General features: G+C 68.9%; 24 protein-coding genes. 15 read left to right on the top strand and 9 right to left on the bottom strand.

The genetic code is table 11. From position 1 onward, the window contains the following. Positions 1–26: 26 nt before the first annotated feature. On the top strand, positions 27–1,490 hold the full coding sequence (locus ACFWUU_RS37645; RefSeq protein ID WP_137257910.1) for a glycosyltransferase family 87 protein: 1,464 nt from the start codon (positions 27–29) through the stop codon (positions 1,488–1,490). Here ACFWUU_RS37645 and ACFWUU_RS37640 read toward each other — a convergent pair. Then, positions 1,487–2,416, bottom strand: coding sequence for a threonine/serine dehydratase (locus tag ACFWUU_RS37640; RefSeq protein ID WP_380183056.1), 930 nt, complete (start codon positions 2,414–2,416; stop codon positions 1,487–1,489). The genes ACFWUU_RS37645 and ACFWUU_RS37640 overlap by 4 nt on opposite strands. Before the next feature lie 84 nt (positions 2,417–2,500). Between ACFWUU_RS37640 and ACFWUU_RS37635 the strand changes: the two genes are divergently transcribed. Further along, positions 2,501–2,761 (top strand): WhiB family transcriptional regulator, encoded by a 261-nt coding sequence (locus ACFWUU_RS37635; RefSeq protein WP_137257589.1) that lies wholly within the window; start codon positions 2,501–2,503, stop codon positions 2,759–2,761. Here ACFWUU_RS37635 and ACFWUU_RS37630 read toward each other — a convergent pair. From ACFWUU_RS37630 to ACFWUU_RS37615, 4 genes are read right to left on the bottom strand one after another with little or no spacing between them, the layout of a single operon-like run. After that, positions 2,758–3,606, bottom strand: a complete 849-nt coding sequence (locus ACFWUU_RS37630) for a RimK family alpha-L-glutamate ligase (RefSeq protein ID WP_380183054.1) — start codon at positions 3,604–3,606, stop codon at positions 2,758–2,760. The genes ACFWUU_RS37635 and ACFWUU_RS37630 overlap by 4 nt on opposite strands. Then, positions 3,563–4,909, bottom strand: coding sequence for a glycosyltransferase 87 family protein (locus ACFWUU_RS37625; RefSeq protein ID WP_380183052.1), 1,347 nt, complete (start codon positions 4,907–4,909; stop codon positions 3,563–3,565). Before ACFWUU_RS37625 ends, ACFWUU_RS37630 begins: the two co-directional genes overlap by 44 nt. Then, a complete protein-coding gene (locus ACFWUU_RS37620; RefSeq protein WP_380183050.1) occupies positions 4,909–6,180 on the bottom strand; it encodes a DUF2064 domain-containing protein in 1,272 nt (423 codons plus the stop codon). The genes ACFWUU_RS37625 and ACFWUU_RS37620 overlap by 1 nt, the downstream gene beginning before the upstream one ends. Then, positions 6,177–6,827, bottom strand: a complete 651-nt coding sequence (locus ACFWUU_RS37615) for a glycosyltransferase family 2 protein (RefSeq protein WP_380183048.1) — start codon at positions 6,825–6,827, stop codon at positions 6,177–6,179. Before ACFWUU_RS37615 ends, ACFWUU_RS37620 begins: the two co-directional genes overlap by 4 nt. Positions 6,828–6,949: 122 nt before the next feature. On the opposite strand from ACFWUU_RS37615, the gene ACFWUU_RS37610 reads away from it, so the two are divergent. Both ACFWUU_RS37610 and ACFWUU_RS37605 read left to right on the top strand, forming a co-directional pair. After that, entirely contained in the window at positions 6,950–7,648 is a 699-nt protein-coding gene (locus ACFWUU_RS37610; protein WP_380183046.1) for a response regulator transcription factor, read from the top strand. Continuing rightward, entirely contained in the window at positions 7,645–8,802 is a 1,158-nt protein-coding gene (locus ACFWUU_RS37605; RefSeq protein ID WP_380183044.1) for a sensor histidine kinase, read from the top strand. The genes ACFWUU_RS37610 and ACFWUU_RS37605 overlap by 4 nt, the downstream gene beginning before the upstream one ends. Here ACFWUU_RS37605 and ACFWUU_RS37600 read toward each other — a convergent pair. Both ACFWUU_RS37600 and ACFWUU_RS37595 read right to left on the bottom strand, forming a co-directional pair. Beyond that, the gene (locus ACFWUU_RS37600) at positions 8,776–9,807 is read right to left on the bottom strand and encodes an NAD-dependent epimerase/dehydratase family protein (RefSeq protein ID WP_380183042.1); all 1,032 of its coding nucleotides are present in this window, start codon (positions 9,805–9,807) and stop codon (positions 8,776–8,778) included. The two genes, ACFWUU_RS37605 and ACFWUU_RS37600, sit on opposite strands and share 27 nt — an antisense overlap. Beyond that, a complete protein-coding gene (locus ACFWUU_RS37595) occupies positions 9,804–10,580 on the bottom strand; it encodes an S-methyl-5'-thioadenosine phosphorylase (protein ID WP_380183039.1) in 777 nt (258 codons plus the stop codon). Before ACFWUU_RS37595 ends, ACFWUU_RS37600 begins: the two co-directional genes overlap by 4 nt. A 77-nt stretch (positions 10,581–10,657) precedes the next feature. On the opposite strand from ACFWUU_RS37595, the gene ACFWUU_RS37590 reads away from it, so the two are divergent. Together ACFWUU_RS37590 and ACFWUU_RS37585 are read left to right on the top strand one after the other, a co-directional pair. Next, positions 10,658–11,152, top strand: a complete 495-nt coding sequence (locus tag ACFWUU_RS37590; RefSeq protein WP_380183037.1) for a hypothetical protein — start codon at positions 10,658–10,660, stop codon at positions 11,150–11,152. After that, positions 11,149–12,099 carry an RNA polymerase subunit sigma-70 gene (locus tag ACFWUU_RS37585; RefSeq protein WP_380183035.1) on the top strand — a complete coding sequence of 317 codons (951 nt, stop codon included), beginning with the start codon at positions 11,149–11,151 and terminating at the stop codon, positions 12,097–12,099. Before ACFWUU_RS37590 ends, ACFWUU_RS37585 begins: the two co-directional genes overlap by 4 nt. On the opposite strand, the gene ACFWUU_RS37580 is transcribed toward ACFWUU_RS37585, so the two are convergent. Together ACFWUU_RS37580 and ACFWUU_RS37575 are read right to left on the bottom strand one after the other, a co-directional pair. After that, positions 12,100–12,291 (bottom strand): hypothetical protein, encoded by a 192-nt coding sequence (locus ACFWUU_RS37580; RefSeq protein WP_137257579.1) that lies wholly within the window; start codon positions 12,289–12,291, stop codon positions 12,100–12,102. A gap of 76 nt (positions 12,292–12,367) precedes the next feature. Continuing rightward, entirely contained in the window at positions 12,368–14,023 is a 1,656-nt protein-coding gene (locus ACFWUU_RS37575; RefSeq protein ID WP_380183033.1) for a bifunctional 3'-5' exonuclease/DNA polymerase, read from the bottom strand. Between the two features lie 66 nt (positions 14,024–14,089). Between ACFWUU_RS37575 and ACFWUU_RS37570 the strand changes: the two genes are divergently transcribed. The 9 genes from ACFWUU_RS37570 to ACFWUU_RS37530 all read left to right on the top strand — a co-directional run bounded on the left by ACFWUU_RS37570 (position 14,090) and on the right by ACFWUU_RS37530 (position 24,829). Further along, a complete protein-coding gene (locus ACFWUU_RS37570; protein ID WP_137257577.1) occupies positions 14,090–15,445 on the top strand; it encodes a PLP-dependent aminotransferase family protein in 1,356 nt (451 codons plus the stop codon). A gap of 72 nt (positions 15,446–15,517) precedes the next feature. Further along, positions 15,518–16,411 (top strand): pyridoxal 5'-phosphate synthase lyase subunit PdxS, encoded by an 894-nt coding sequence (pdxS, locus tag ACFWUU_RS37565; protein ID WP_137257576.1) that lies wholly within the window; start codon positions 15,518–15,520, stop codon positions 16,409–16,411. A gap of 54 nt (positions 16,412–16,465) precedes the next feature. Continuing rightward, on the top strand, positions 16,466–19,147 hold the full coding sequence (locus ACFWUU_RS37560; RefSeq protein ID WP_380183031.1) for an ATP-dependent RNA helicase: 2,682 nt from the start codon (positions 16,466–16,468) through the stop codon (positions 19,145–19,147). 414 nt (positions 19,148–19,561) lie between these two features. Further along, positions 19,562–20,974, top strand: coding sequence for an N-acetylglucosamine/diacetylchitobiose ABC transporter substrate-binding protein (gene ngcE, locus ACFWUU_RS37555; protein WP_137257574.1), 1,413 nt, complete (start codon positions 19,562–19,564; stop codon positions 20,972–20,974). A gap of 2 nt (positions 20,975–20,976) precedes the next feature. Further along, positions 20,977–21,966, top strand: a complete 990-nt coding sequence (locus tag ACFWUU_RS37550; protein WP_137257573.1) for a carbohydrate ABC transporter permease — start codon at positions 20,977–20,979, stop codon at positions 21,964–21,966. Next, the gene (locus ACFWUU_RS37545; RefSeq protein ID WP_137257572.1) at positions 21,963–22,856 is read left to right on the top strand and encodes a carbohydrate ABC transporter permease; all 894 of its coding nucleotides are present in this window, start codon (positions 21,963–21,965) and stop codon (positions 22,854–22,856) included. The genes ACFWUU_RS37550 and ACFWUU_RS37545 overlap by 4 nt, the downstream gene beginning before the upstream one ends. Before the next feature lie 9 nt (positions 22,857–22,865). Next, positions 22,866–23,432: a DUF6891 domain-containing protein gene (locus tag ACFWUU_RS37540; protein WP_380183029.1), complete on the top strand. Its 567-nt coding sequence runs from the start codon at positions 22,866–22,868 to the stop codon at positions 23,430–23,432. Beyond that, on the top strand, positions 23,429–24,034 hold the full coding sequence (gene pdxT, locus ACFWUU_RS37535) for a pyridoxal 5'-phosphate synthase glutaminase subunit PdxT (protein WP_380183027.1): 606 nt from the start codon (positions 23,429–23,431) through the stop codon (positions 24,032–24,034). The genes ACFWUU_RS37540 and pdxT overlap by 4 nt, the downstream gene beginning before the upstream one ends. Before the next feature lie 33 nt (positions 24,035–24,067). Then, positions 24,068–24,829 carry a YebC/PmpR family DNA-binding transcriptional regulator gene (locus ACFWUU_RS37530; RefSeq protein WP_137257570.1) on the top strand — a complete coding sequence of 254 codons (762 nt, stop codon included), beginning with the start codon at positions 24,068–24,070 and terminating at the stop codon, positions 24,827–24,829. Positions 24,830–25,135: the final 306 nt, after the last annotated feature.

The following is a 25,135-nucleotide window of genomic DNA, read 5'->3' as shown; positions in this document are numbered from 1 at the left end:
GTCGCAAGGTGAGCCGATAGGAGATGATGCCCACCGTGACCGGACCACAACGCGAGCTCGCGCAGGCGGCGTCGGAGACTGATCCGGCTGTCGCCGGCCTGACCGTTGGGCTCGGCGGGCCGTCCGGACGGTTCGCCCGGCTCGGTTCCTCGTGGTGGACGCCGCTGCGGATCGCGCTCGCGGTGTGCACGATCACCTTCGGGCTCGGCGTGCTGCAGAAGGCGCCCTGCATGGAGGCCGGCTGGGACCGGCAGAGCTGGCGCCCGTTCAAGGCGCTGTGCTACTCCGACATCGGCTTCCTGTACCAGGAGCGCGGTTTCGCGGAGGGCAACCGGCCGTTCCTCGACACCGGCAACTATCCGGTGCTCGAGTACCCGGTGCTGACCGGCGGGTTCATGGAGGTCGCGGCCCGGATCACCTGGCTGTTCACCGGCGACCCGAAGAAGGACATCACCGCCGAGCAGAAGCGCGACACGGCCGGCGTGTTCTTCGTGGTCAACCTGGTGATGCTGTTCATCTGCGCGCTGCTGCTCGTCGGCTTCACGGTCGCGACGGCCCGCGGGGCCGAAACCCGTCCGGGCGCGGCCCGCGGACAGCCGCTGGACGCCCTGTACGTCGCTGCGGCGCCTGTGCTCGCCCTGACATCGACGATCAACTGGGACTTGTTCGCGGTCGCGCTGACAGCGGGCGCGATGTTCGCCTGGTCGCGCGGTAAACCGGTCTGGTTCGGCATCTTGCTCGGGCTCGGGACGGCGGCGAAGTTCTATCCGTTCCTGCTGCTCGGGCCGCTGCTGATCGTCTGCATCCGCGGCCGGAAGCTGTGGCCGTGGTTCCAGGCGGTGATCGCGGCCGGGGTCGCCTGGGGTCTGGTGAACGCGCCGATCTACCTGCTCGCGAAGAACGAGTGGCTGTCGTTCTGGCAGTTCAACGATCAGCGCGAGAGCGACTACGGCTCGATCTGGTACGTCCTCAAGCTCGCCAACCACGAGGTCGCGGACGTCAACCAGCTGAACATCGTGATCTTCGCCGGGCTGTGTCTGTCGATCGCGATCCTCGGGTTGATGGCGCCACGACCGCCGCGGTTCGCGCAGCTGGCGTTCCTCGTCGTGGCGGCGTTCCTGCTGATCAACAAGGTCTACTCACCGCAGTACGTGCTGTGGCTGTTGCCGCTGGTCGCGCTGGCCCGGCCGCGGTTGCGTGACTGGTTGATCTGGCAGGCCTGCGAGTGCTTCTACTGGATGCTGGTGTGGATGCATCTCGCCCAGTTCCTGGCGCCTGGGGATCCGCAGGTGCCGGACCGGATCTACTGGTTCTCCGTGATCCTGCGGATGGCCGGCACGCTGTGGCTGATGCTGGTGGTCGCGCGCGACATCCTGCTGCCGGAGAAGGATCCGGTACGGCGAGGTGACCTGGTCGACGATCCGAGTGACGGCGTACCGTCACGGGCTCAGACGCGGCTGGCAACTGCGTCTGCTTCGGCATCCGCTTAGAGCATCAGCTTCGACACGTCGAGGTTGCCGCCACTGATGACGGTGGCGGTGACGTCGTCGAGCTGGATGCTGCCCTCGAGCAGCGCGGCGAAGGGTGCGGCCGCTGCGGGTTCGAGGGCGAGCTTGGTGCGGGACATGACCAGGCGGGTTGCCTCGAGCAGGGCCTCCTCGCTCACGCGGACGACCTGATCGACGTACTGCTGGATGAGCGGGAAGTTGCGGGTGCCGCAGACCGGTGCGGCGAGGCCGTCGGCGATCGAGCGGGCGGTCGGGAGCTTCTGCGGTTCGCCGGCCTCGAGGCTGCGGCTGACCACGTCGGCCTGCTCGGGCTCGATCCCGATCACCCGGATCTCCGGCTTGACCAGCTTGAGCGCCGTCGCCACGCCCGAGATCAACCCGCCGCCACCGACCGGTACCAGGACGGTGCCGAGGTCGGGCCGGTCCTGCAGCAGTTCCAGCCCGAGGCTCCCGTGTCCGGTGATCACGTCCTCGTCGTCGAACGGGTGGACGCCGGTCAGCTTCCGCTCGTCCTTGATCCGCTCGTACTGCGCCATCAGGTCGCCCTCGACGAGCTCGACGGTCGCGCCGTATCCGCGGGCCGCGTCGACCTTCGCCTGTACGGCGGTCTTCGCCATCACGACCGTCGCCGGAACGCCGGCGTCCCGCGCGGCCCAGGCGAGCGCGCCGGCCGCGTTCCCCGCCGAGACGGTGATCACGCCGCGCTCCCGCTCCGCACCGCTCAGCCGGAGCAGCTTGGTCAGCAGGCCGCGGACCTTGAAGCTGCCGGTCTTCTGGAACAGCTCGGCCTTGAGCACCAGGTCGGCACCGAAGCGCTCGTTCAGCGCGGACGAGGTCAGCATCGGCGTGCGGTGGATCCGTCCCTCGAGCTCCCGGGCGGCCTGGCGGATGTCGTCGAGTGTCGGCATACCTCAGACCTTAAAAGTCTAGTAAGCCGATCATATTTCGAGACATAGGCTGGAGCTGGTCCCGGGCGCTCTACCGTCGGGGTCATGAGGCCGACGCTGACCGTGATCGTGGATCCCGCCGACCGCTGGATGAGCCGGGCCGCGTGTATCGGGCAGGCGCCGGCGTACGACGAGAGCGCGTCCCGCTGGGAGCAGCGCAAGGCCCGTGAGCTGTGCCTGAAGTCGTGCCCGGTGCTGGAGGAGTGCCGCGAGTGGGCCCGGCGGACGAAGTACACCGGGACGGCCGCGGGCGAGACCCTGCTGTACGGGCGCCGCCGCGGCCATCCGGAGTCGGCTGCGAGCTAGATGCGGCCGACGACCGTCGCGGCCAGCTTGTGCGCGGCTTCCGGGTGCTGGGTGAAGAACAGCTCCGGCTCGATCAGTTCGAGTTCCATCAGGAGGAAGCGGCCGTTGACGACGACACCGTCGACGCGGGCGTACGCCGGTGTCCGCCCGGCGGCCTGCAATGCGGCCCGAGCGCCCTCGAGTACGTCGGCAGTCGGCTCGGTCGGCGTCACGGTACCGCCGAAGTCGTCCTGGACGCGGTAGTCGCCCGCGGCCGGGCGCTTGACCACCGCATGGGTGAACTCGCCGTCGACGAAGATCAGCGACCACTCGCCGTCGGCGACGATCTCGGGCTGGAACGGCTGCACGAGGTACACGAGCTCGGGCAGCTCGGTCAGGATCTGGTCGAACTCGGCGGAGCCGGCGACGCCGCGGACGGTGTGCAGGGCGGTCGCGCTGACGGTCGGCTTGACGACGATCTCCTGCCCGTCGAGCCCGCCCACCACCTCGCGGAGGCACGCGCCGGCTGCGACCTGGGACGGCACGATCGCGACGCCGCGCTCGCGGAGCTCGAGCAGGTAGCGCTTGTCGCCGTTCCAGCGGACCAGACCGGAGTCGTTCAGCAGCGGTACGCCGGCCTTGTCGAGCTGTGCGAGCCACTCGGTGAACTCGTCGTACCGCCGGTGGTAGTCCCAGACGGAGCGGAGCAGGACCGCGTCGTACGCCGACCAGTCGACGGACGGGTCGGTCCAGACCTCGGCCACCGGGTCGAGGCCGGCGGTGCGGAGGGCTTCGACGAGCGGGAGGTCGTTCGGGTGCAACTCAGCGTGTTCGGCCGAGGTCGCGAGGGCGATGCGTTTGGTCACGCTCGCCAGTGTTGGCAGGCGACCGGGCGTCAGTCAAACGTGATTCCGCAACGAATCGGCGACGGATCGTGATCGCGCTGACAACGATGACAGCGGCGGCGAGGTAGCTCAGGCCCTGGCGGGTGTCGTGGCCGAAGCTCGCGTACGCGAGGTACGACGCGATCGGTACGGCGATCCATTCGGGGCGGTGGGCGAGGGCGGCCAGCGCGATCAGCGGGAGGCCGTACCACGGGTACGTCGGCGTGGCGATGAGCAGCGCGGCGCCGTACAGCCAGCAGCAGGTGAGGGCCGGCGGGTCGCGTTTGGTTCGGTAGAAGGCGAGTACGGCGAGGGTCAGCGCGAGGAGCGCGGCGACGAGTTGGCGGGCCTCAGGAGGCAGCAGGAGCGCGAGAATCGCCGATCTGGAGCTGCCGTCGTCGAACCCTTCCTGGTTGAGGTAACCGGGCAGGAAGCCGAGTACCAAGGTGCCGACGGCAAGGATGTGCGGGACGTACGAGGCGATGAAGGTGCTGACGGCAACGATCGGACGTCGGGTGCGGAATGCCGGGAGCAGCAGGAGGGGGAGGAGTTTGACGCTGCCGGCCGCGCCGAGGAGGACCGCGGCCAGCTTCGGGCGTCTGGCGGTGGTGATGACGGCGGCCGTGATGAGGAGGGCGGCGAGTACGTCGACGTGGGCGGCGTTGGCTGCTTCGAGGGCCACGATCGGTGACCAACCCCACAAGGCCGCCCAGCGTGGGTTTTGCACGGCGAGTAGCCAGGTGAGTGCGATTGCGAGCAATGCGGCGGCTATCTGCAGGCCGAGGGTGCCGGCTGACCAGGGTGTGACCAGCGCGACGACGGTGAAGTAGGCCTGTGCCACTGGGGGATAGATCGTGGGGACAAGCGGCCGATTGATGCGTGTACGTGGGTCGTCGGTGGGATCCTGCGGAGTCTGTTGTGTCACCCCGGACTTCTCGGTCGGCGACAGGCCCGGGAAGAGGATGGGGTCCCGCAGTTGCGCCAGAGTGTCGTCCAAAGGCACCCGCGCGTACGGCGAGTGTCCGGCCAACTGCACGCGCCCGTCCCACACGTAGCGGTAGGCATCCGTGCTGGTGATCGGCGCGTGAGTCAGCCCTGGCAGCTGGCACAGTCCGGCGACGATCACCACTGCGGCAACCGTCAACCCACGCCCGAACCGCCAGACAACCAAGGCAACCGCGAGGGTGCCGATTGTCAGCACCACGTTCGGCCACCAGCCGGCCTGTGCCGAATAGATGACGGCTACAGAACCTGCGATGGCGACTACTCCTGCGAGCGTGCGCATCAGGCGGCGTCGCGGGGGACTGGGTTCCGGCGCAGGGTGAGGAAGGCGCGGCGGCCGGCTCGCCAGTCTTCGGTCGGGTGGAGGTTCGCGGTCTGGGCGTGCTTGATCAGCGCACGGGTGCCGACTCTTGCCCAGGGCAACGGAGTGGAGCGGCGGCCGGTGGAGCTGCGGAGGACGATCGGGGCGGTGTCGTCGACGTCGTCGTTCGGGTCGACCTCGACCAGAACGAGCCCGTCGGGTCGGACGAGTTCCGCGCAGCGGCGGAGCAGGTCGACGGGATCGCCACCGATTCCGATGTTCCCGTCCATCAGCAGCACACTGCCCCAACGCCCCTCGCCCGGCAGCCGATCCTGCACCGGACGATGCAGCGCGGCCGCACCTCGCGACGTCGTGAGAGAGACCGCGCGCGGTGAGACATCCACGCCGAGTGCGGGGATCCCACGTTCGGCCAGCGCGGTCACGATCCGCCCGGGTCCGCAGCCGATGTCGAGCACCGGCCCTTCGCAGCGGCTCAGCGCGAGCCGGTCGACCTCGTCGGCGGGTGCCGTCCAGCGATCGAGCTCGGACAGCGTCGGCACGGTCCGTCCATCGATGCCAGTAGCAACGACTCTCGCAGTACCGCCGAGGGCTTGCTCGAACAGCAGGCCGGGATGCGCCGCGTGCTGCAGCCGTCGATACAGCCTCGACACCCGCAACGCAGGGAACTCGGCAGCGAGGTACGCCGCGTCGCGGGGCGTGTCCATGTCGCGCAACGTCGGCAGCATCCGCACCCGGAGGCCGAGATCCTGCAACCGCTGCAGCTGATCGCGTCCGGTGTGATCGGTCGACATCGGTACGCCGAGCAGCGCGCGGCGGTCCGGCGTTCGTAGCCCGAGGCACCAATACCCGCCGTCCTCGGTCAGCCCTAGTACCGCGTCGTACCCGGACCAGTGGAACCCGAGCAGCTCGGGCCGCAACTGCGGCGTATCCATCCCCACCAGCAGCATCGGCGAACCGTCGTACGCATCTTCGAAGGCCGCCGCGATCCGCTCGTCCAGCCCGTCGCCACGCTGCCCGACAACCGTGAACCCGGCCGGCAACCACGGCCCCGGATCACCCTCCAGCGCCAGAACCCGCCGCGACGCACGGGCCGCCCGTACTGCGCCCAGCGTGTCGACCAGCGATGCCCGAGCCAACGCCGCCGCCTCCTGTGCGGTGAACTCGCTCTGCAGCCGCGTCTTGACCCGCCCCGGCACCGGCTCCTTCGCGATGACGATCAACGTCCCCTTCACCGCGCAAGGACCTTCGACATGTCGAGTACGGCGCGGGCGGCGCCAAGCGGCGTACCCGTCACCTTCGAACGGCCCGAACGCGGCAGGTAGTCCACGTCCACCTCGGCGATCCGCCAGCCCGCATCGGCCGCCCGCACCACCGTCTCCAACGGATACCCGGACCGTCGATCCGTCAGCCCCAGCCCGAGCAGCGCCGTACGACGGCCCGCCCGCATCGGACCGAGATCGTGCAGAGCGACGCCCGTACGGCGCCTGATCCGCCGGGACAGCTCGACGTTGGCGAGGCGGAGATGCCACGCCCAGGTGCCCCGTGTCACCGGGCGCCGGCGACCGACGACGAGGTCGGCGCGATCGGCAAGGACGGGCGCGGTCACCCGGTTCAACTGCTGCGGATCGAGCGAGGCGTCGGCGTCCATCACGGCGACCACATCGGCCTCGGCCGCTTCCAGGCCGGCGTGACACGCAGCGCCGTACCCCTTGATCTCGCAGTGCACGACCGTGGCGCCGAGCCGGGCGGCGACCTCGGGGGAACCGTCGGTGGAGCCGTTGTCGACGACGATGGCGTGGATGCCGCCTGGGAGCCGTTCGAGGATCCAGGGCAGGGCAGCCGCCTCGTTCAGACACGGCAGGACGAGATCGACGGACATGCTTCGACGGTAAGGACGAACGCGTCGGCGCGGTGGCAGAACGCGGCTACGGATCGCTTACGTCGTACTGCGTTCCGGCGCTGGTGCCGCCTCGCGCCGACCGGACGATCTACGCTCTGAGCGTGGCTACTCGTGTTCTCGTCGTCGATGACGACCCGACCGTGTCCAACGTCGTCTCCGCGTACCTGACCAAGGCCGGGTACGACGCTCGCGTGGTGGCGGACGGGGTGTCGGCGGTCGAGGTCTGGCAGCAGTGGAAACCGTCCGTCGTCGTACTGGACGTGATGCTGCCCGGGCTGTCCGGCCTCGAGGTACTGCGCCGGATGCGTGCGGCCGACGACGGTGCCGCGGTGATCATGCTGTCGGCGCGCGGCGAGGAGGAGGACCGGCTGGTCGGACTCGAGGTCGGCGCGGACGACTACGTCGTCAAGCCGTTCAGTCCGCGTGAGCTGACGCTGCGGGTCCAGGCGATGGTGCGGCGCGAGGAGCGGCTGGCCGGGCTCGACCTGACGCCGACCAAGCTGAGCGCCGGGCCGGTGATGGTCGACACCGCGGCGCGACGCGCGTACCTGAACGGCGAGGAGTTGTCGCTGACGCACCGCGAGTTCGACCTGCTCGCGTACCTCGTGTCGCATGCGGGCAAGGCGTACACGAAGGCCGAGCTGCTGCGGCGGGTGTGGGGCTGGGACTTCGGTGACTCGTCGACGGTCACCGTGCACGTACGGCGGTTGCGGGAGAAGATCGAAGCCGATCCGTCGGATCCGAAGCTCGTCCTGACCGTGCCGCGGACCGGGTATCTGTTTGCGGGCGACGCAGCATGAACAAGGACATGTTCACGATCTTCGCGCTCACCACGCTGTGGACGTTGGTGGTGGCGGCGGTCGGTGCGGCGGTTCTGTGGCAGTTCCGGCGGCGCTCGTTGCGGGTCACGCTGATCGTCGCAGGGCTCGCGCCGATGGCGGCCGCGCTGGCCGCAGTACTGCAGAGCGTGCGGGCGATGTTCATCTCCGAGCACGACTCGTGGGTGGTGCTGTGGACGCTCGCGTTCGCGGCGCTGCTCGGGCTGGCTATGACGGTGATTCTCGGGCATTGGATCACCACGGGATCGCGTAACGTCGGGCGGCGGTTGCGGCAGCTCGGTACGTCGTACGACGCGCCGGAAGCTCTGACCGGGGCGGTGCCCGCCGAGTTGGCCGACCTGACGAACGAGCTGGAGATGACGCGGAAGAAGCTGGCCGCGTCGCATGAGCGTGAGCGGGCGTTGGAGGCGAGCCGGCGGGAGCTGGTCGCGTTCATGTCGCATGATCTGCGGACGCCGCTGGCCGGGCTGCGGGCTGTGTCGGAGGGGCTCGAGGACGGCGTGATCGACGACGTACCGGGTGCGTTGCGGCAGATGCGGTCGACGGTCGATCGGATGACCGGGCTCGTGGACGACCTGTTCGAGCTGTCGCGGTTGTCGGCGGCGCCGTTGCCGACGCGTCGGTCCGCGGTCAGTCTGCGTGAGCTGGCCGAGGACGTTGCGGGGGAGAACAACGAACACGCGCGGGCTTCGGGCGTTTGCCTCAAGTTGTCGACGCCTGTGGACGACGATCGGCTCGCCGTACAAGGGGATCCGGACGAGCTGACCCGCGCGGTGACGAACCTGGTCGGTAATGCGATCCGGCACACGGCGTCCGGCGGCACGGTGACGCTTGCGGTCGATCGCGAGACGGACGGGCGGGTGCGTCTGGCCGTCACCGACGCGTGCGGCGGCATCCCGGACGACGACCTGGAGCGCGTCTTCGACATCGGCTGGCGCGGCGACGAGCAGCGCACGCCGTCGCCGGCCGCGGCCGACCATTCGAGTGGCGGCGGCCTGGGGCTGGCGATCGCCCGCGGCGTGGTCGAGTCCCACGACGGCAGCATTGGCGTCACCAACGTCGACGGCGGCTGCGCCTTCCAGATCGACCTACCGCCCGTTGCCACTCACAACTAGATCGCGCAGTCCGGTGGCGAGGTCGTAGACGGGTTTCCAGCCGAGGTCGTGCTTCAGGCGGTCCGAGGACGCGGTGATGTGGCGGACGTCGCCGAGACGGTACTGACCGGTGATAACCGGGCTCGGGCCGCTGTGAGCCAGCTCGGTGGCCAGGTCGCCGATCGTGTGCACTGTGCCGCTGCCGATGTTGTAGGCGGTGAAGGCCGGCTGATGAGGGAGCGCGGCGGCTGACATGGTGACAGCGGTTGCGATGTCGCGCACGTGCACGAAGTCGCGGCGCTGGCGGCCGTCCTCGAAGACGCGGGGTGCTTCGCCTCGTTCGAGCGCGGAGCGGAAGATCGCGGCGACACCGGCGTACGGCGTGTTGCGGGGCATGCCGGGGCCGTAGACGTTGTGGAAGCGGAGCGCGGTGACGCGGCCGTCGGTCTCGCGAGCCCAGGTGGCGGCTAGGTGTTCGCCGCTGAGCTTGCTGGTGGCGTAGGCGTTCCGCGGATCGAGTACGGCGTCCTCGGTGACGAGACCGGGGTGGAGCGGCGCGCCGCAGTACGGGCAAGGCGGCTCGAAGCGGCCGGCTTCCAGATCCTCGGTACGGCGGGGGCCGGGCGCGACCTGACCGTGTTCGTCGCAGTCGTAGCGGCCTTCGCCGTACACGACCATCGAGCTGGCGTAGACGAGGTGGCGCACCTTGGCGTGGGCGAGGGCCTTGAGGACGATCGCCGTACCGAGGCTGTTGGTGGAGACGTAGTCGTCGATGTCGTCGAGGTGGACGCCGAGGCCGACCTTTGCGGCGAGATGGATGACCGTGTCGATGCCCTCGAGAGCGTGGGAGACGCAGTCGGCGTCGCGGATGTCACCGACGATCAGGCCGGGGCGGGGCGTGGGTTTGTGGGCGTGGACGTCCGGGCGGAACGAGTCCAGGACCGTGACCTCGTGGCCCTCGGCAACTAGCTGATGGTGGACGTGTTGCCCGATGAAGCCGGCGCCGCCGGTGAGCAGAACTCTCATCGGGCCGCCGCCGTACCGTCGAGGGCGTGGTGGCAGCTGCAGTCCGCGTCGGGCTTGGGGAGCTGGCTGATGACGTCCTTCAGCAGGTCCTGCAGCCGCTCGATGCTGTGCTTGAACGCTTCGAAGACCTCGGCCTGCGTGACGCCGTCGCCGGTTTCGACACCCGCGTCGTGGTCGGTGACGACAGCGATCGACGTGTAGCAGAGGGCGAGCTCGCGCGCGATCGCGGCCTCGGGTGCGCCGGTCATGCCGACGACCGACCAGCCTTGGGCCGCGTGCCACTGCGACTCGGCCCGGGTCGAGAACCGCGGGCCGTTGATCACCACCATCGTGCCATTGGGTACGACGTTGCCGCTGGCAATCACCGTGGCGCGACCGACCGGGCAGTAGGGGTCGGCGGCTGCGGTGTGGACGACCTGGTGCTCGTCGTACACCGTGTGGCCCCGGCCCCAGGTGCGATCGACGTACTGGTCCGGGACGACGAAGGTACCGGGGGTGAGCTCGGGCTTCAACGAACCGACCGCGCAGGGGCCGAGGACCTGACGGACGCCGAGTTCGCGCAACGCCCAGAGGTTCGCGCGGTAGTTGACGCGATGCGGCGGGAACCGGTGGTCGGCGCCGTGCCGGGGGATGAACGCGACCTGGCGGCCGTTGAGATCCCCGACCACCGGCGGCTCGCTGGGTGCGCCGAACGGGGTGTCGAGCTCGATGGTTTCCGCGTCGGTGAGGAACGAGTAGAACCCGGAACCGCCGATCACGCCGATGTCAGCCATGGCCCCGACGCTAGTAGCGGCGAGCGAGGCGATCGGCGAATCCGGGCGGACCGTCAGCGCTCCGTAAGAATGGGTGCGTGGAGATCTCCTGGGTGCTGCTCGCGGTGGGCACGGTGCTGCTGCTGTTCGGCGCCTACGCGAGCTGGACGGCCGGCCGGCTCGACCGGCTGCACCATCGGGTCGATCTCGCTCGCGCGTCGCTGGAGACGGAGCTGGCGCGCCGGTCCGCGCTGGTCGCGGAGCTGGCCGGCAGCGACATCCTGGACCCGGCTTCCGCGTTGTTGTTGCTCGATGCGGCGCATCGGGCTCGCGCGGCGTCGCTCGACGTACTGGAGATCCGTGAGCAGGCAGAGTCCGCGCTGACCCGCGCGATCCATGCCACCGGCACCGATATCGAGCCGTGGGCGGGGGAGTTGACGCTGGCGATGCGCCGGGTGCAGTTGGCGCGACGGTTCCACAACGACGTCGTAGTGTCGACCCGGGACCTGCGGCACCGGCGGCTGGTGAGCTGGTTCCGGCTGGCCGGCCACGCGCCGATGCCGACCACGATCGAGCTCGAGGACGGGAAATGAACAGCTTCGAGGAGCACGTCGAGCGCTACCGGCACGAGCTGCGCGTGCACTGCTACCGGATGCTCGGTTCGTACGACGAGGCCGAGGACCTGGTGCAGGAGACGTTCCTGCGGGCGTGGCGCGGGCTGGACGATTTCGAGGGCCGGTCCTCGGTACGGGCGTGGCTGTACCGGATCGCGACCAACGCGTGCATCGACGTACGGCGGCCGCGCCGAGTGCTGCCGTACCAGCTCGAGCCTGCGTCGTTCCCGTCGACGGCCCTTCCGGCGCGCGAGGACGTGCCGTGGCTACAGCCGTTTCCCGACGTACTGCTGGATCGGGCGGAGGAGCCGGACGCGGTCGCGATCCGGCGGGAGACGATCGAGTTGGCGTTCCTGATCGCGATCCAGCACCTGCCGGCACGGCAACGCGCGGTGCTGATCTTCCGCGACGTGCTGGGCTGGTCGGCGCGCGAAACTGCTGCTGCCGTGGACCTTTCGGTGGCTGCCGTGAACTCAGCTCTTCAGCGAGCCCGTCCTGTACTCCGTGAGCACCTGCCGTCGCACCGCTCGGAGTGGTCGGCTGCCGACGTCTCCGCCGACGAACGCGAACTGCTGCGGCAATACATGACCGCGTGGGACAACGTCGACGCCGATGCGCTCGCTGCGCTGATGCACAAGGACGTCCGGATCACGATGCCGCCGTACCCGTTCTGGTTCGAAGGCCGCGAGGATGCGGTGCGTTCGCTGATCCCGAACCTCACCCCGGAGTACCGCGGTCATTGGCGTTTCCGGCCGACCACGATCAACCGCCAACCCACCCTCGCGGCCTATCTCTTACCCCCGCGTATGACGTCCTATCAGCTGTTCGCGCTCGACATTTTCCGCATCGAGGACCGTCGAATAGCCGAAATTACCGCCTTCGAAACCGCGAACCACAAACTCTACGGATTACCCGCGACGGTGTGATCAGGCGCCGTGCTCGTTGGGCTGCTTGCGGGTGCGGTTGGAGAAGTCGCCGACGACCTTGCCCCGGTGGTAGACCCGGTTGTCGTCGCCGAGGTGCCCGGCCTGGGTTGCCTTCTTGGCCTGCTTGCCGCTGGTCTTGCCGCCGTTGGCGACAGCGTCGCGGGCCTGTTCCTTCTTCTTGCTGAATGCCATGACGTTCTCCCTCTGTCAGTCGGACAACGAATTGCGCAGACGTTATCGACGGCGAGGGGTAATAGGTCGTTTGAAACTATTTTGCGTCCGCGTAGCTTTCGACGGTTGCCGTCGTAAATGCGAAATTGGTCGGCGTCGGACCGAACGTGAGCGTGCCGGCCAGATTGCTCGCCTGCTGGATCGCGTCCGCCACCTGCTCGGCCTCGTCGGCCGGGCAGTGCACGATGACCTCGTCGTGCTGGAAGAAAACCAGCTCGGCCTTCAACGGCGTCAGCGCCTGCCGGAGGGCGGCGAGAAGCAGGAGCGCCCAGTCGGCCGCACTGCCTTGTACGACGAAGTTCCGGGTGAAGCGACCGCGCGCTCTGGCATGGCGCGGGTCGGTCGCAGGGACGTCAGCGGGCGGGCCTTCGAGCAGGGCGGCGTCGAGCGGATGGCCGGTGGGCGGGCAGGTGCGGCCGAGGTACGTGCGGACCAGCCGGCCCTCTTCACCGGCGCGGGCCGCGTCATCGACGTACGCGACGGCTTGGGGGAATCGCTTGCGGAGCATGGCCAGGTTCTTCAGGCCATCTCCTGAGGTTTGGCCGTAGATCGCGCCGAGTACGGCGAGCTTCGCCTGCGCGCGGTCGCCCGAGAACGCCTGGTCCGACACGGCTTTGTAGAGATCACCGGCATCGCTGGAGACCTCCATCAGCGCACGGTCGCGGGAGATGGCGGCGAGGACGCGCGGCTCGAGTTGGGAGGCGTCGGCGACGACGAGACGCCAGCCGGGGTCGGCGACGACAGCGCGGCGGATGACCTTCGGGATCTGCAGACCGCCGCCACCGTTGGTGATCCAGCGGCCGGAGACGGTGCCGCCCGGGACGAAGCCGGGGCGGAAGCGGCCGTCGTGGACCCAGTCGTTCAACCAGGACCAGCCGTTGGCGGTGTAGATCCGATACAGCTTCTTGTATTCGACGAGCGGCGCGACCGCTGGATGGTCGATCGTCTCGAGCTCCCACCGCCGGGTCGACTTCAGCTGATGCCCGGCCTGCTTGAACGCCTTCAGTACGTCGGCCGGCAGCTCGGGCCGGACCCGATGACCGAAGGCTGCCGAGATCTCGTCCGCGAGCTCGGTCAGCCGGCGGGGTTCGCCCGTACCGCCGAAGCGTTCGCCGAGCAGCTCGCTCAGGACATCGCGATGGGCTTGCGCGCTCCACGGCAAGCCGGCCCGATCCATCTCGGCGGCGATCAGCATCGCGGACGATTCCGATGCCGTGAGCAACCGCATCCGATCCGGGTGCTCCGCGAGGTCGTGCCGGCGGAGCTGATCGGCGTACACCTTGAGTAAGGCTTGGAACGCGATCGGCTCGGCAGGAATGTCGAACAGCGACGACTGCTCACCCGGTATGACGGCGCGCATCGGCGGGTCTGGTGGGACGGGCGCACCGCTGAGGCGCGCCCAGGCGGCGGCCGCGGATCGTGGTTCGCCGAGGCGGCCCTCGTGGCCGAGCAGCAGGCCCTCGGTGTTCTCGAGGTCGTAGCAGCGCTCGACCCGGACTCCGGCGGCTAGCAGGCGCGGATAGATCTCGGCGGACGAACGCCACACCCACCGAGTGACGTGCGGCCGCGACGCAACCGCCGCGACGAGGTCGGGCTCGTGCTGGATCTCCCCAGCGGGCTGCCCGTCCGGATGCAGCGCGACCAGCGTGGCGCCGCCGCCGTCCTCCGGGCCGATCGCCCACCGTTCGTCCATAGGCAAATACAAGCACCCGGGACGGACAGTCCGAGCCCATCAGGCCAGTGGTGGGATAGTGGACTTATGTGGCGAGCGGGGGATCTGGAGACGGCGGACGGTACGAAGACGGAGCAGGTCGAAGGCCTGGTACTGCGGCGGATCGAGCGCGGCGACCTGTCGATCGGTTCGCGACTGCCCTCGGAGCGGGTCCTTGCCGAGCGGCTCGGGGTCAGCCGGGTGACCGTCGTACGCGCGTTGGAGAACCTGCGGCGGGACGGCGTACTGGAGACCAAGCGGGGTTCCGGGACCGTGGTGCGGCCGCTGGACCGGCTGCTCGATCCGGTCGCGCCGGCGTCGACGGTGACGGCGGGGGACCAGCCGGTGCTGGATCTGCGGTTCGCGACCACGGCCGCGCCGCATGACGTGGCTGAGGCGGCGGCCCAGATCATCCAGGACGGTCTGCCGCAGGCGATGGGTGGCGATGGCCCGCCGCCAGGTGGATCGGTTGAGCTCAGGGCAGCGCTCGCCGAGCGGTTGACCATCGAGGGCGTGCCGACCGAGCCGGAGCAGCTGACGCTCACGGTGGGCGCCGCGGCCGGTCTGAATGCCGCACTGGCCGGACTGGACCTGGGGCCAGGCGTAGCGATCACCGAGACCCCGACGTACCCAGCTGCCTTCGATCTGCTCCGCAAGCATCGGCTGGACGTAGCAGGCTGGCCGGCTGGCGTCTGGGACACCGATCAGCTCGCCCATCTGTGTCGGCGCCACCGCCCGAAGGTCATCTACCTGCAGGCCGACAACCACAACCCAACAGGGCTGAGCCTCCCGGCGGATCGTCGCCAGACCGTCGTGGAGATAGCACGCCGGTACGGCGCTGCCCTCATCAGTGACGAGACCATGCGACCGCTCTGGTTGGCGAATGGGCAACAGGCAGAGCCGCTGAGCCGTTATCCCAGGACTGTGAGTGTTGGGTCGCTGTCCAAGACCGTTTGGGGTGGATTGCGGGTCGGATGGGTCAGGACCGGCAGGCAGCTCCGCCGCCGGATCAACACGGCCGCACAGCTCAGCGTGGCGTCGCCGAGTGCGCTGGACGACCTGCTGGCCCGGGCGATCGTCCCGAAGCTCGACAAGGTGATCGGCCGCCGCCGTACCCGTCTCCGCGCCAACCTGGCCGCACTGGAGGCTGGACTGAAGACGCTGAACGGTGTGGCCTGGCCCACGCCGACCGGCGGTATGACGCTGTGGCTGGAGCTGACCGAGACCAGAGCACGCAGAGTGCTCGAGGCGGCACGCGAGCAGAACCTCCTGCTCGGCTCAGGCGACCTGTTCACACCCGAAGGCACGGACCGGCGCCACATCCGGATCCCGTTCACCGCGCCACCCGCGACGCTGCGGCTGGTGGTCGCCCGGCTGGGCGACGCGATGACTCAGTCCACTTGATCCGAGGTGGACTGAGGTTAGGTGCCCGGCACCTCCTAATCTGGAGAAGAGCCCCACGACCAGGAGGAAGCAGTGACCCAGGACAACCAGACCGGTACCGCAAAGGTCAAGCGCGGTATGGCGGAGATGCTCAAGGGCGGCGTGATCATGGACGTCGTCACCGCCGAGCAGGCCAAGATCGCCGAGGACGCCGGTGCGGTCGCGGTGATGGCGCTGGAGCGGGTCCCGGCCGACATCCGTGCGCAGGGCGGCGTCTCCCGGATGAGCGACCCGGACATGATCGACTCGATCATCAACGCGGTCTCGATCCCGGTGATGGCCAAGGCCCGGATCGGTCACTTCGTCGAGGCCCAGGTGCTGCAGAGCCTCGGGGTCGACTACATCGACGAGTCCGAGGTACTCACGCCAGCCGACTACGCGAACCACATCGACAAGTGGCAGTTCACCGTGCCGTTCGTCTGTGGTGCGACCAACCTGGGCGAGGCGCTGCGCCGGATCACCGAGGGCGCGGCGATGATCCGCTCCAAGGGCGAGGCCGGCACCGGTGACGTGTCCAACGCGACCACCCACATGCGCCAGATCCGCCAGGAGCTCCGCAAGCTGCAGAACCTCCCCGAGGACGAGCTGTACGTCGCCGCGAAGGAGCTGCAGGCGCCGTACGAGCTGGTCAAGGAGGTCGCCGAGCTCGGCAAGCTGCCCGTCGTACTGTTCACCGCCGGCGGTATCGCCACCCCGGCCGACGCCGCGATGATGATGCAGCTCGGCGCCGAGGGCGTGTTCGTCGGCTCCGGCATCTTCAAGTCCGGCAACCCGGCCCAGCGCGCCGAGGCGATCGTCAAGGCCACCACCTTCTACGACGACCCCGACGTCATCGCCAAGGTCTCCCGCGGCCTCGGCGAGGCCATGGTCGGCATCAACGTCGACGAGATCCCGCAGCCCCACCGCCTCGCCGAGCGCGGCTGGTAGGCGTTTCGGCTCACGCCGCTCCTGGCGGCGTGGGCCGTCGGCTAGCGTCAGGGCGTGCTGCCTGAAACGTCTATGCCGGGGGCGGACCTGCCTGTTCGGGCAGTCTTGCCTGGCACGGTCGACGCGGTGCGTTCCCGCGGTACTGCGGTGCTGGTCGCGCCGCCTGGATCTGGGAAGACCTCGCTCCTCCCGCTCGCTCTGGCCGACGCGCTCGGGGGCACGATCGTCGTCGCCGAGCCGCGACGGATGGCGACCCGCGCGGCTGCGACCCGGCTGGCGCAGCTGGTCGGGGAGCCGCTCGGGCAGCGGATCGGGTACGCGATGCGCGGTGAGCGGCTCGGCGGCGCACGGGGACTCCGCGTCGAGGTCGTGACGACGGGCCTTCTGGTACGGCGTCTGCAGCAGAACCCGGAGCTGCCGGGTGTCGCCGCGATCGTGATCGACGAGTGCCACGAGCGGCACCTCGATGCCGATCTGCTGCTCGCGTTCTGCCTCGACATCCGGGCGAATCTCCGGGACGACCTGGCGATCGTTGCGACCTCGGCCACGCCGGACACGGTCAGGCTGAGCCGCGCATTAGGCACAGCGCCTGTCATCACCGCGTCCGCGGCGCTGTTCGACGTGGCGACCGAGTGGGTCCCGCCACCGATCCCGGTGCCGCTGCTTCCCGGTGGCCGCGTCGACCCGCGCCTGCTCGATCACGTCGCGGCCGTCGTACGGCGTGCACTGGCCGAGAATGACGGCGACATCCTCGTGTTCGTCCCGGGGGAGGCCGAGATCAACGGCGTAGCTCGTCGATTGGCCGGTGAGAACGTCCTGCCGTTGTTCGGTCGCCAGTCCAGGGCTCAACAGGAACGCGCGTTGACGCCGGCTGCCACTCGCCGGATCGTCGTCACCACATCGGTCGCGGAGAGTTCGCTGACCGTGCCCGGGGTCAGGGTTGTGGTCGACTCGGGTCTGGCTCGGGAGCCGCGGACCGATCAGTCCCGTGGCCTCGGTGCGCTGGTCACCTGCCGGGTCTCGAAATCGTCGGCCGACCAGCGAGCGGGTCGCGCTGGGCGGGAGGCTCCCGGCCGGGTCTATCGGTGCTGGTCTGCCACTGACCACACGCATCTCGACGATCATCCGGCGCCGGAGATCGCGATCGCCGATCTGGCTGCCTTCGCTCTCGACCTCGCGGCGTGGGGTGCCCCGGGTGGTGACGGTCTGACCTTGCTCGAGGCGCCGCCGGTGGTGGCAATGACAGCGGCCACCGAGCTGCTGCGTCGGCTCGATGCCATTGACGACGGCGGACGGATCACCGAGCGGGGACGGCGGATGGCGGCGATCGGGGCGCATCCCCGGTTGGCTCGTGCGTTGCTCGACGGGGCGCCGCGGGTCGGCGCTGACCGTGCCCGCGAGGTCGTCGCGATGCTCTCGGACGACTCCGGCCGCGACTTCGGCGACGACCTGCCGGCTCGGTGGCGAGCCCTCCGCCGCGGCCAGGACCGCGGCGCCACGGCCCGCTGGCGAGAAGAAGCGAAGCGCCTCGGCCGAGGCGATGGAGCTCGACGGGGACCCGACGGACGCGACGAGCCCACGACGGCCGTCGACCCGTCGGCCGTCGACCCGTCGGGCGGCGACGGGGTGCGGACGGCGACTGGTGGCGGAGTGGGGACGGCGGGTGGCGACGGGGTGCGGGCGGCGGCTGGTGGCGGAGTGCGGGCGGCGGCTGGTGGCGGAGTGCGGGCGGCGGCTGGTGGCGGGAGGCGCGTACTTCCGGACGATCTTGCGGTGGGGGTTGTGGTGGGCCTGGCGTACCCGGACCGGATCGCGCGGATCCGGGCGGCCGACTCAGCGACGTACCAGATGTCTGGTGGTACGGGTGCCGCGCTCGATCCGCAGTCGCCGCTGCGGACCACGCCCTGGCTGGCGATCGCGGTTGCCGACCGGGCTCCCGGTCGCGCCGACGCCCGGATCCGTTCCGCGGCGCCGATCGACGAGCAGACCGCGCGAGACATCGCCGGCGACCTCGTCTCGACCACGGACCAGATCCGCTGGGACGACGGGCGAATCGTGACGCGGCGGGTGGAGACCTTCGGTGCGATCGTGCTCAACGACGTACCGCTGACGAAGCCCGACCCGCTGCTGGTCCAAGCGGCCGTCCGCGACGGCATCCGGCGCAGCGGTCTGTCCGTACTGCGCTGGTCAAACGCCGCGATCGCCCTGCGGGAACGGCTCGCGTTCTGCCATGCTCACCTCGGAGCCCCGTGGCCCGCTGTCGATGACGACGCACTCCTCGCCAATCTCGACGACTGGCTGGGGACCGAACTCGCCTCGGTGCGCGGCGCGCGCGATCTTGCCCACATCGACGTGGCTTCGGCACTCCGGCGGCTGCTGCCGTGGCCCGCGGCTGCCCGGTTCGGCGAACTCGCACCGGAACGGCTCCAGGTCCCGTCGGGCTCGGAGGTTCGACTCACGTACGACGGTGCCGAGCCGCCGGTCCTCGCCGTGAAGCTCCAGGAGGTGTTCGGCTGGACCGCCACTCCAGCTGTGGCAGACGGTCGGGTCCCGGTCGTCCTGCACCTGCTGTCGCCGGCCCGGCGCCCGGTCGCGATCACCAGCGATCTCGCCTCGTTCTGGAAACAGGGTTATCCCCAGGTCAGAGCCGATTTGCGAGCCCGCTATCCGCGCCATCCGTGGCCGGAGGATCCGCTCACCGCGATCCCGACCAAGCGGCCGAAACCTCGCCGCTGAACCGGGTAATCCGGGTTCGGTTGCCTGCGGCCCACATTGTCAGGACAAGTATCGAGGCAATTGCTTCGAGGTCACGAAATGGGATCGGATTCGGCGCGTCGGTCGCGACTCCGGTGCAGGACGGCGAGCGTGGGGGACGAGTGTCGCAGGCGTAAATCGGGTTGTTCGGCCGCCAGTCGCAGGGTCCGGGGCTCGCCGTGGCGAGGCTTGACGTCGAACGACTTTGGCAAAGACAATGCGTAATCGCCTCGGGCAGCAGCGCGTCGGAGTGCGCCTCGTTGCCAATATCGTGCGGCTGATACGTGGGCAACGAGCCGCGACGAGCGCTGGCCGGCTGCGAAGCGGGGGAGGCTCACCACAAGGGGCAGGTGTCATGAGCACCGTCGGGAAACTAGTGAGAAGAGGCAGGACCAAATGAGCGAGACCAGCAAGATCGGACGACGGAGTCTCCTGAAAGGGAGCCTGGCGGCGGCCGCGGTGCTTCCCCTCGGTGGCGTGCTGGCCAGCTGCGCAGGCAGCGGCAGCAGCAACGACAACTCCTCGCAGGGCGGGGCGAAGAGCGCGGACAACCCGTTCGGCATGGCGGACAAGTCGAGCGTCGACGCGGTGATCTTCAACGGCGGCTACGGCTACGACTACGTGACGTTCGCGGCCGACATCGCGCAGAAGAAGCAGGCGGGATCGACGTTCAAGGTCGCCCCGTCCACCCAGATCGCCCAGCAGTTGCAGCCGCGCTTCGTCGGCGGCAACCCGCCGGACCTGATCGACAACTCCGGCGCGAACCAGATCGGCTTCAACACGATCCTGGACCAACTGGCGACGCTCGACGATGTCTTCGAGGCCAACAACTACGAGGGCACGAAGATCGCCGACACCCTGTACCCGGGCGCCAAGAACCCCGGTACCTTCGACGGCAAGTTCGTCGCGATGAACTACGTGCTGACGTTGTACGGCATCTGGTACTCCGACAGCCTGTTCAAGGCGAACGGCTGGGAGCCGCCGAAGACGTACGACGGCCTGCTCGACCTCGGCGCCAAGGCCAAGGCCAAGGGCAAGTACCTGTTCGTCTGGGGCAAGGAAGCCGCCACCTACTACCACACGATGGCCGTCGACGGCGCCATCAAGGAGGGTGGCGACGAGGTCCGGCTGGCGCTGGAGAACCTCAAGGAGAACTGCTGGTCGATGCCGCAGTTCCAGGGCATCTTCAAGGCCATGGAGACCATGGTCAAGAACGGGTACTTCGTGCCCGGCGGCGCCGGTACGCAGTTCACCGCCGCGCAGGCGAAGTGGAGCAACGACCAGCAGGCCATCCTCTACCCCTCGGGCTCGTGGATCGAGAACGAGATGAAGAAGGCCACCAAGTCGGGCTTCGACATGAAGGGCGTCCCGGAGCCGACCCTGACCGAGAGCCCGAAGCTCCCGTACGAGTCGCTGCGCTCGGCGGCCGGTGAGCCGTTCATCGTCCCGGCCAAGGGCAAGAACGCCGCCGGCGGCAAGGAGTTGCTGCGGGCCATGCTGTCCAAGGACGCGGCGACCAACTTCGCCAAGACCCGGCTCGCGCCGACGATCGTCAAGGGCCTGGTGCCCGCCGACGGTTTCGGTTCGACCGCGCTGCAGTCGCAGACCGCGATGCTGGACGCCGCCGGCACGAACGTCTTCGACTACCAGGTGTTCGGCCTGTACGGCATGAACACCGACCAGCTGGTGGTCTGGAACTCGTTCCTGTCCGGCCAGCTGGACGCGGCGGGCCTGACCAAGGGCCTGCAGCAGATCACCGACAAGGTGCGGAACGACAGCTCCGTCAAGAAGATTCCGGTCACCAAGTGACCATGACGCAAGATGTCGTGACGGAGGGCGGGTCCAAGCGACCCGCCCCCCGGCGCCGCCGGCCGCTGACCTTCGACCGGGTCAGCTTCATGGTCGTGTTCCTCGGCCTGCCGCTGGCGGTGTTTGTGGTCTTCGTGGTCTCGCCGTTCGTGCAGGCGCTGTACTACTCGCTGACCGACTGGTCCGGTTTCAGCGCGGGGCAGAACTTCATCGGCTTCGACAACTACGTCAAGCTGTTCCACGACGACATCTTCCTGAAGGCCGTCCGCAACAACATCGAGCTCGCGATCGTCGTGCCGATCGTGACGATCGTGCTGGCGCTGACCCTGGCCACGCTGGTGACGATCGGCGGCTCGGGCACCGGGACCGTCCGCGGGCTGCGCAATTCCGGCTACTACCGGATCGTCTCGTTCTTCCCGTACGTGATCCCCGCGATCGTGATCGGCCTGATCTGGGCCCAGGTGTTCACGCCGGGCTCGGGCATCCTGGACGCCGTCCTGTCGAAGATCGGGCTGCACCAGTTCGAGAACTATGCCTGGCTCGGTGACGCGCGGACCGCGATGCCTGCCTCGATGTTCGTGATGATCTGGGGCTTCGTCGGCTTCTACATGGTGCTGTTCATCGCCGCCATCCGGGGGATCGACCCCGAGGTGTTCGAGGCGGCCCGCATCGACGGCGCCGGCCGGTTCCGTACGGCGCTGTCCATCACGGTGCCGCTGATCCGGGACAACGTGCAGACGGCCTACATCTACCTCGGTATCGCCGCTCTCGACGCCTTCGTCTACATGCAGGCGCTGAACCCCGGCGGCGGGCCGCAGAACTCGACCCTGGTCATGCCCCAGCAGCTGTTCACCACTGCCTTCACCAAGGGGCAGTTCGGTTACTCGACCGCGATGGGCGTGGTCCTGGCCGCGGTGACGATGCTGTTCGCGCTCCTGGTCTTCGTCGTGAACGCCCTGACCGGCGGACGTGAGCGGAAGGTACGACGATGACAACCACTACCGCCGACCGGGCCGACCTGGTCGCCGAGTCCCGCGTACCCGGCAAGGGGTCGCGCGAGGGCAAGGGCGTCGCCACGACCGCCCACATCGCGCTGATCCTGTGGTCGCTGCTGGTGATCCTCCCACTGCTGTGGACGCTGCTGTCCTCGTTCAAGTCGACGCAGGAGGTCCTGGGCAACCCGCTGACGCTGCCGCACAAGCTGCGGTTCGAGAACTACGCCAACGCCTGGACGACGGCCGGCATCGGTCGCTACTTCGCGAACACCGTGATCGTCGTGGGCTGCGCACTGGTGCTGGTGATGATCCTCGGCGCCATGTGTGCGTACGTGCTGGCCAGGTTCACGTTCCCCGGTAACCGGCTGATCTACTACTCGATGCTGGCCGGACTCACGTTCCCGGTCTTCCTGGCGATCGTGCCGCTGTTCTTCACGCTGAAGAACTTCGGCCTACTCAACACCCTGCCTGGGCTGATCGTCACCTACGTCGCGTTCGCGCTGCCGTTCACCGTCTTCTTCCTGCACTCCTTCTTCAAGGCGCTGCCGGGCGAGATCTACGAGGCGGCGCAGATCGACGGGGCCGGCGAGTGGCGCACGTTCTTCTCGGTGATGCTGCCGATGGCGCGGCCGGGGATGGCGTCGGTTGCCATCTTCAACTTCCTCGGGTTGTGGAACCAGTTCCTGCTCCCCGTCGCCCTGAACACCGACTCGAAGAACTACGTGCTCTCCCAGGGCATGGCGTCGTTCGCGTCGCAGGCCGGTTATGCGGTCGACTTCGGCGCGCTGTTCGCGGCCGTGGTGATCACTGTGGCGCCGGTTCTGGTCGTCTACATCATCTTCCAGCGTCAGCTGCAGGTTTCGGTCACCGCCGGAGGCGTGAAGTAGCCTGGGTAAGTGAGTAGCAACCTGCAGTCGGTGGACGAACGGACCGCCCGGGAACTGCGCGGCCTGGCCCGCGTGCTGGTGCGGTCCGGGTACGCCGACCACGCCGCCATCACCGCCGCACTGACGGAGGCGGTCCGCGAGGACGCACCGGCGATGGACGCGGACACGCTGGTGCCGCTGCTGATCGGTGAGGCGGTGATGGACGTCAACGCCGACGCCGAGACCTGGCCGGCGAGCACCGACACCGACCGGCTGGACGCAGTACTCGCCGAGCTCGAACAGCTGGGCGTGGTGGTGGTCCGGTACACATCGGACCACCATGAGGCCCGGCAGGTGCTCGAGGCCGCGGAGGGCCCGCAGGGACTGCTGTTCTTCACCGACACCGACGTCTGGCACGCGGTCGACTTCGGCATGCTCGAGCTCAAGCTCTGGCACCCGGACACCGCCAACGTCGCGCCCGGCGAGCCGCTGCTGGACGACGTACTCGAGCTGCTGCACCGCAACGACCTGCCGGCCGTCTTCGACGAGGGCCGGATCGAGGTCACGGTCAACTGGCAACGAAGGGTGACGCTATGACGGTCATCGGCGTGTTCGCGCTGCAAGGGAACGTGCGCGAACACCTGGCGATGCTGACACAGGTCGGTGTCGAGGCCCGTCCGGTCCGTCGTCCGTCCGAGCTGGAGCAGGTCGACGCCCTGGTGCTGCCGGGTGGCGAGTCGACCACCATGTACAAGCTGGCACGGACGTTCGAGCTGTTCGAGCCGCTGCAGAAGCGGATCGCGGACGGGATGCCGGTGTTCGGCACCTGCGCCGGGATGATCATGCTCGCGGACAAGATCACCGGCGGGACGGCCGATCAGGAGACCCTCGGCGGGCTGGACGTGACGGTACGCCGGAACGCGTTCGGGCGGCAGGTCGACTCGTTCGAGGCGGACCTGGAGTTCCCCGGGCTGGGAGCCGCGTTCGAGTCGCCGTACCACGCCGTATTCATCCGGGCACCGTGGGTGGAGCGGGTCGGGCCGGACGTGGAGGTACTCTCGACGGTGAGGTCGGGCCCTGCCGCAGGTAGGATCGTCGCGGTCCGCCACGACCGGCTGCTCGCCACGTCGTTCCACCCGGAGATGACCGGGGACGCGCGGCTGCACGGCTACTTCGCCGAGCTGGTCCGGACCCTCTGAGTCGTTGTTGTAGGTAGAAGGGTTGGGTTCGCCATGTCAGGCCACTCCAAGTGGGCCACCACGAAGCACAAGAAGGCCGTCATCGACGCGAAGCGCGGCAAGCTCTTCGCGAAGCTGATCAAGAACATCGAGGTGGCCGCCCGGATGGGCGGTGGCGACCCTGGCGGGAACCCGACCCTGTACGACGCCATCCAGAAGGCGAAGAAGTCCTCGGTCCCGAACGACAACATCGACCGCGCGGTCAAGCGCGGATCCGGTGCGGAAGCGGGCGGCGCGGAGTACCAGACGATCATGTACGAGGGCTACGGCCCGAACGGCGTGGCGATGCTGGTCGAGTGTCTGACCGACAACCGCAACCGGGCCGCTGCGGACGTCCGTACGGCGATGACGCGGAACGGCGGCTCGCTCGCCGACCCGAACTCGGTCGCGTACCTGTTCAACCGCAAGGGCGTCATCGTCGTCGCCAAGGAGCAGGACGGGAAGTCGCTGTCCGAGGACGATGTGATGGAGGCCGTGCTCGAGGCCGGCGCCGACGAGGTCAACGACCTCGGCGATTCCTGGGAGGTCGTCACCGAGGCCACCGACATGGTCGCGGCCCGGACGGCGCTGCAGGACGCCGGCATCGACTACGACTCCGCCGACGTCCAGTTCGTCCCGTCGATGACCGTCGAGCTCGACGCCGACGGCGCCGCCAAGATCTTCCGCCTGATCGACGCCCTCGAGGACAGCGACGACGTCCAGAACGTCTACGCCAACTTCGACGTCTCCGACGAGATCATGGCCGAGGTCGGCTGACCCCGAAAGCCAGCCGCCTCCAAAGGACACCGCTCCGCGGCGACTGCCCTGTCGCCGCCTTCGGCGGGTGCGCGGATCGTCTTCTGGCGCAACCGTCTCCGGCGGGGGCTCGCGGCCGTCAGCCGGAGGAGGTCGCCGCTGCGCGGCGGCTGTTCTGCCGGCCGCCTTCGGCGGCATGCGGAGTGTGGTGTCGCGCGACCGTCTCCGCCGCCTTCGACGTCTCCGACGAGATCATGGCCGAGGTCGGCTGACCCCGAATGTCACATCCCGAGGGCCTTTCCGTCGATCACCTGACTCGCCGGAGGG

It is taken from the genome of Kribbella sp. NPDC058693 (genome assembly GCF_042715335.1).
GTDB lineage: Bacteria > Actinomycetota > Actinomycetes > Propionibacteriales > Kribbellaceae > Kribbella > Kribbella jiaozuonensis.
This window is presented reverse-complemented; position numbering and strand designations above follow the sequence as displayed.

Coding starts and splice junctions, on each gene's coding strand:
- ACFWUU_RS37635 (WP_137257589.1), top strand. CDS start 2,501: ATGAGGCCGACGCTGACCGTGATCGTGGATCCCGCCGACCGCTGGATG.
- ACFWUU_RS37600 (WP_380183042.1), bottom strand. CDS start 9,807: ATGAGAGTTCTGCTCACCGGCGGCGCCGGCTTCATCGGGCAACACGTC.
- ACFWUU_RS37605 (WP_380183044.1), top strand. CDS start 7,645: ATGAACAAGGACATGTTCACGATCTTCGCGCTCACCACGCTGTGGACG.
- ngcE (WP_137257574.1), top strand. CDS start 19,562: ATGAGCGAGACCAGCAAGATCGGACGACGGAGTCTCCTGAAAGGGAGC.
- ACFWUU_RS37625 (WP_380183052.1), bottom strand. CDS start 4,909: ATGCGCACGCTCGCAGGAGTAGTCGCCATCGCAGGTTCTGTAGCCGTC.
- ACFWUU_RS37550 (WP_137257573.1), top strand. CDS start 20,977: ATGACGCAAGATGTCGTGACGGAGGGCGGGTCCAAGCGACCCGCCCCC.
- ACFWUU_RS37640 (WP_380183056.1), bottom strand. CDS start 2,416: ATGCCGACACTCGACGACATCCGCCAGGCCGCCCGGGAGCTCGAGGGA.
- ACFWUU_RS37530 (WP_137257570.1), top strand. CDS start 24,068: ATGTCAGGCCACTCCAAGTGGGCCACCACGAAGCACAAGAAGGCCGTC.
- ACFWUU_RS37585 (WP_380183035.1), top strand. CDS start 11,149: ATGAACAGCTTCGAGGAGCACGTCGAGCGCTACCGGCACGAGCTGCGC.
- ACFWUU_RS37595 (WP_380183039.1), bottom strand. CDS start 10,580: ATGGCTGACATCGGCGTGATCGGCGGTTCCGGGTTCTACTCGTTCCTC.
- ACFWUU_RS37545 (WP_137257572.1), top strand. CDS start 21,963: ATGACAACCACTACCGCCGACCGGGCCGACCTGGTCGCCGAGTCCCGC.
- ACFWUU_RS37615 (WP_380183048.1), bottom strand. CDS start 6,827: ATGTCCGTCGATCTCGTCCTGCCGTGTCTGAACGAGGCGGCTGCCCTG.
- ACFWUU_RS37575 (WP_380183033.1), bottom strand. CDS start 14,023: ATGGACGAACGGTGGGCGATCGGCCCGGAGGACGGCGGCGGCGCCACG.
- ACFWUU_RS37645 (WP_137257910.1), top strand. CDS start 27: ATGCCCACCGTGACCGGACCACAACGCGAGCTCGCGCAGGCGGCGTCG.
- ACFWUU_RS37570 (WP_137257577.1), top strand. CDS start 14,090: ATGTGGCGAGCGGGGGATCTGGAGACGGCGGACGGTACGAAGACGGAG.
- ACFWUU_RS37580 (WP_137257579.1), bottom strand. CDS start 12,291: ATGGCATTCAGCAAGAAGAAGGAACAGGCCCGCGACGCTGTCGCCAAC.
- pdxT (WP_380183027.1), top strand. CDS start 23,429: ATGACGGTCATCGGCGTGTTCGCGCTGCAAGGGAACGTGCGCGAACAC.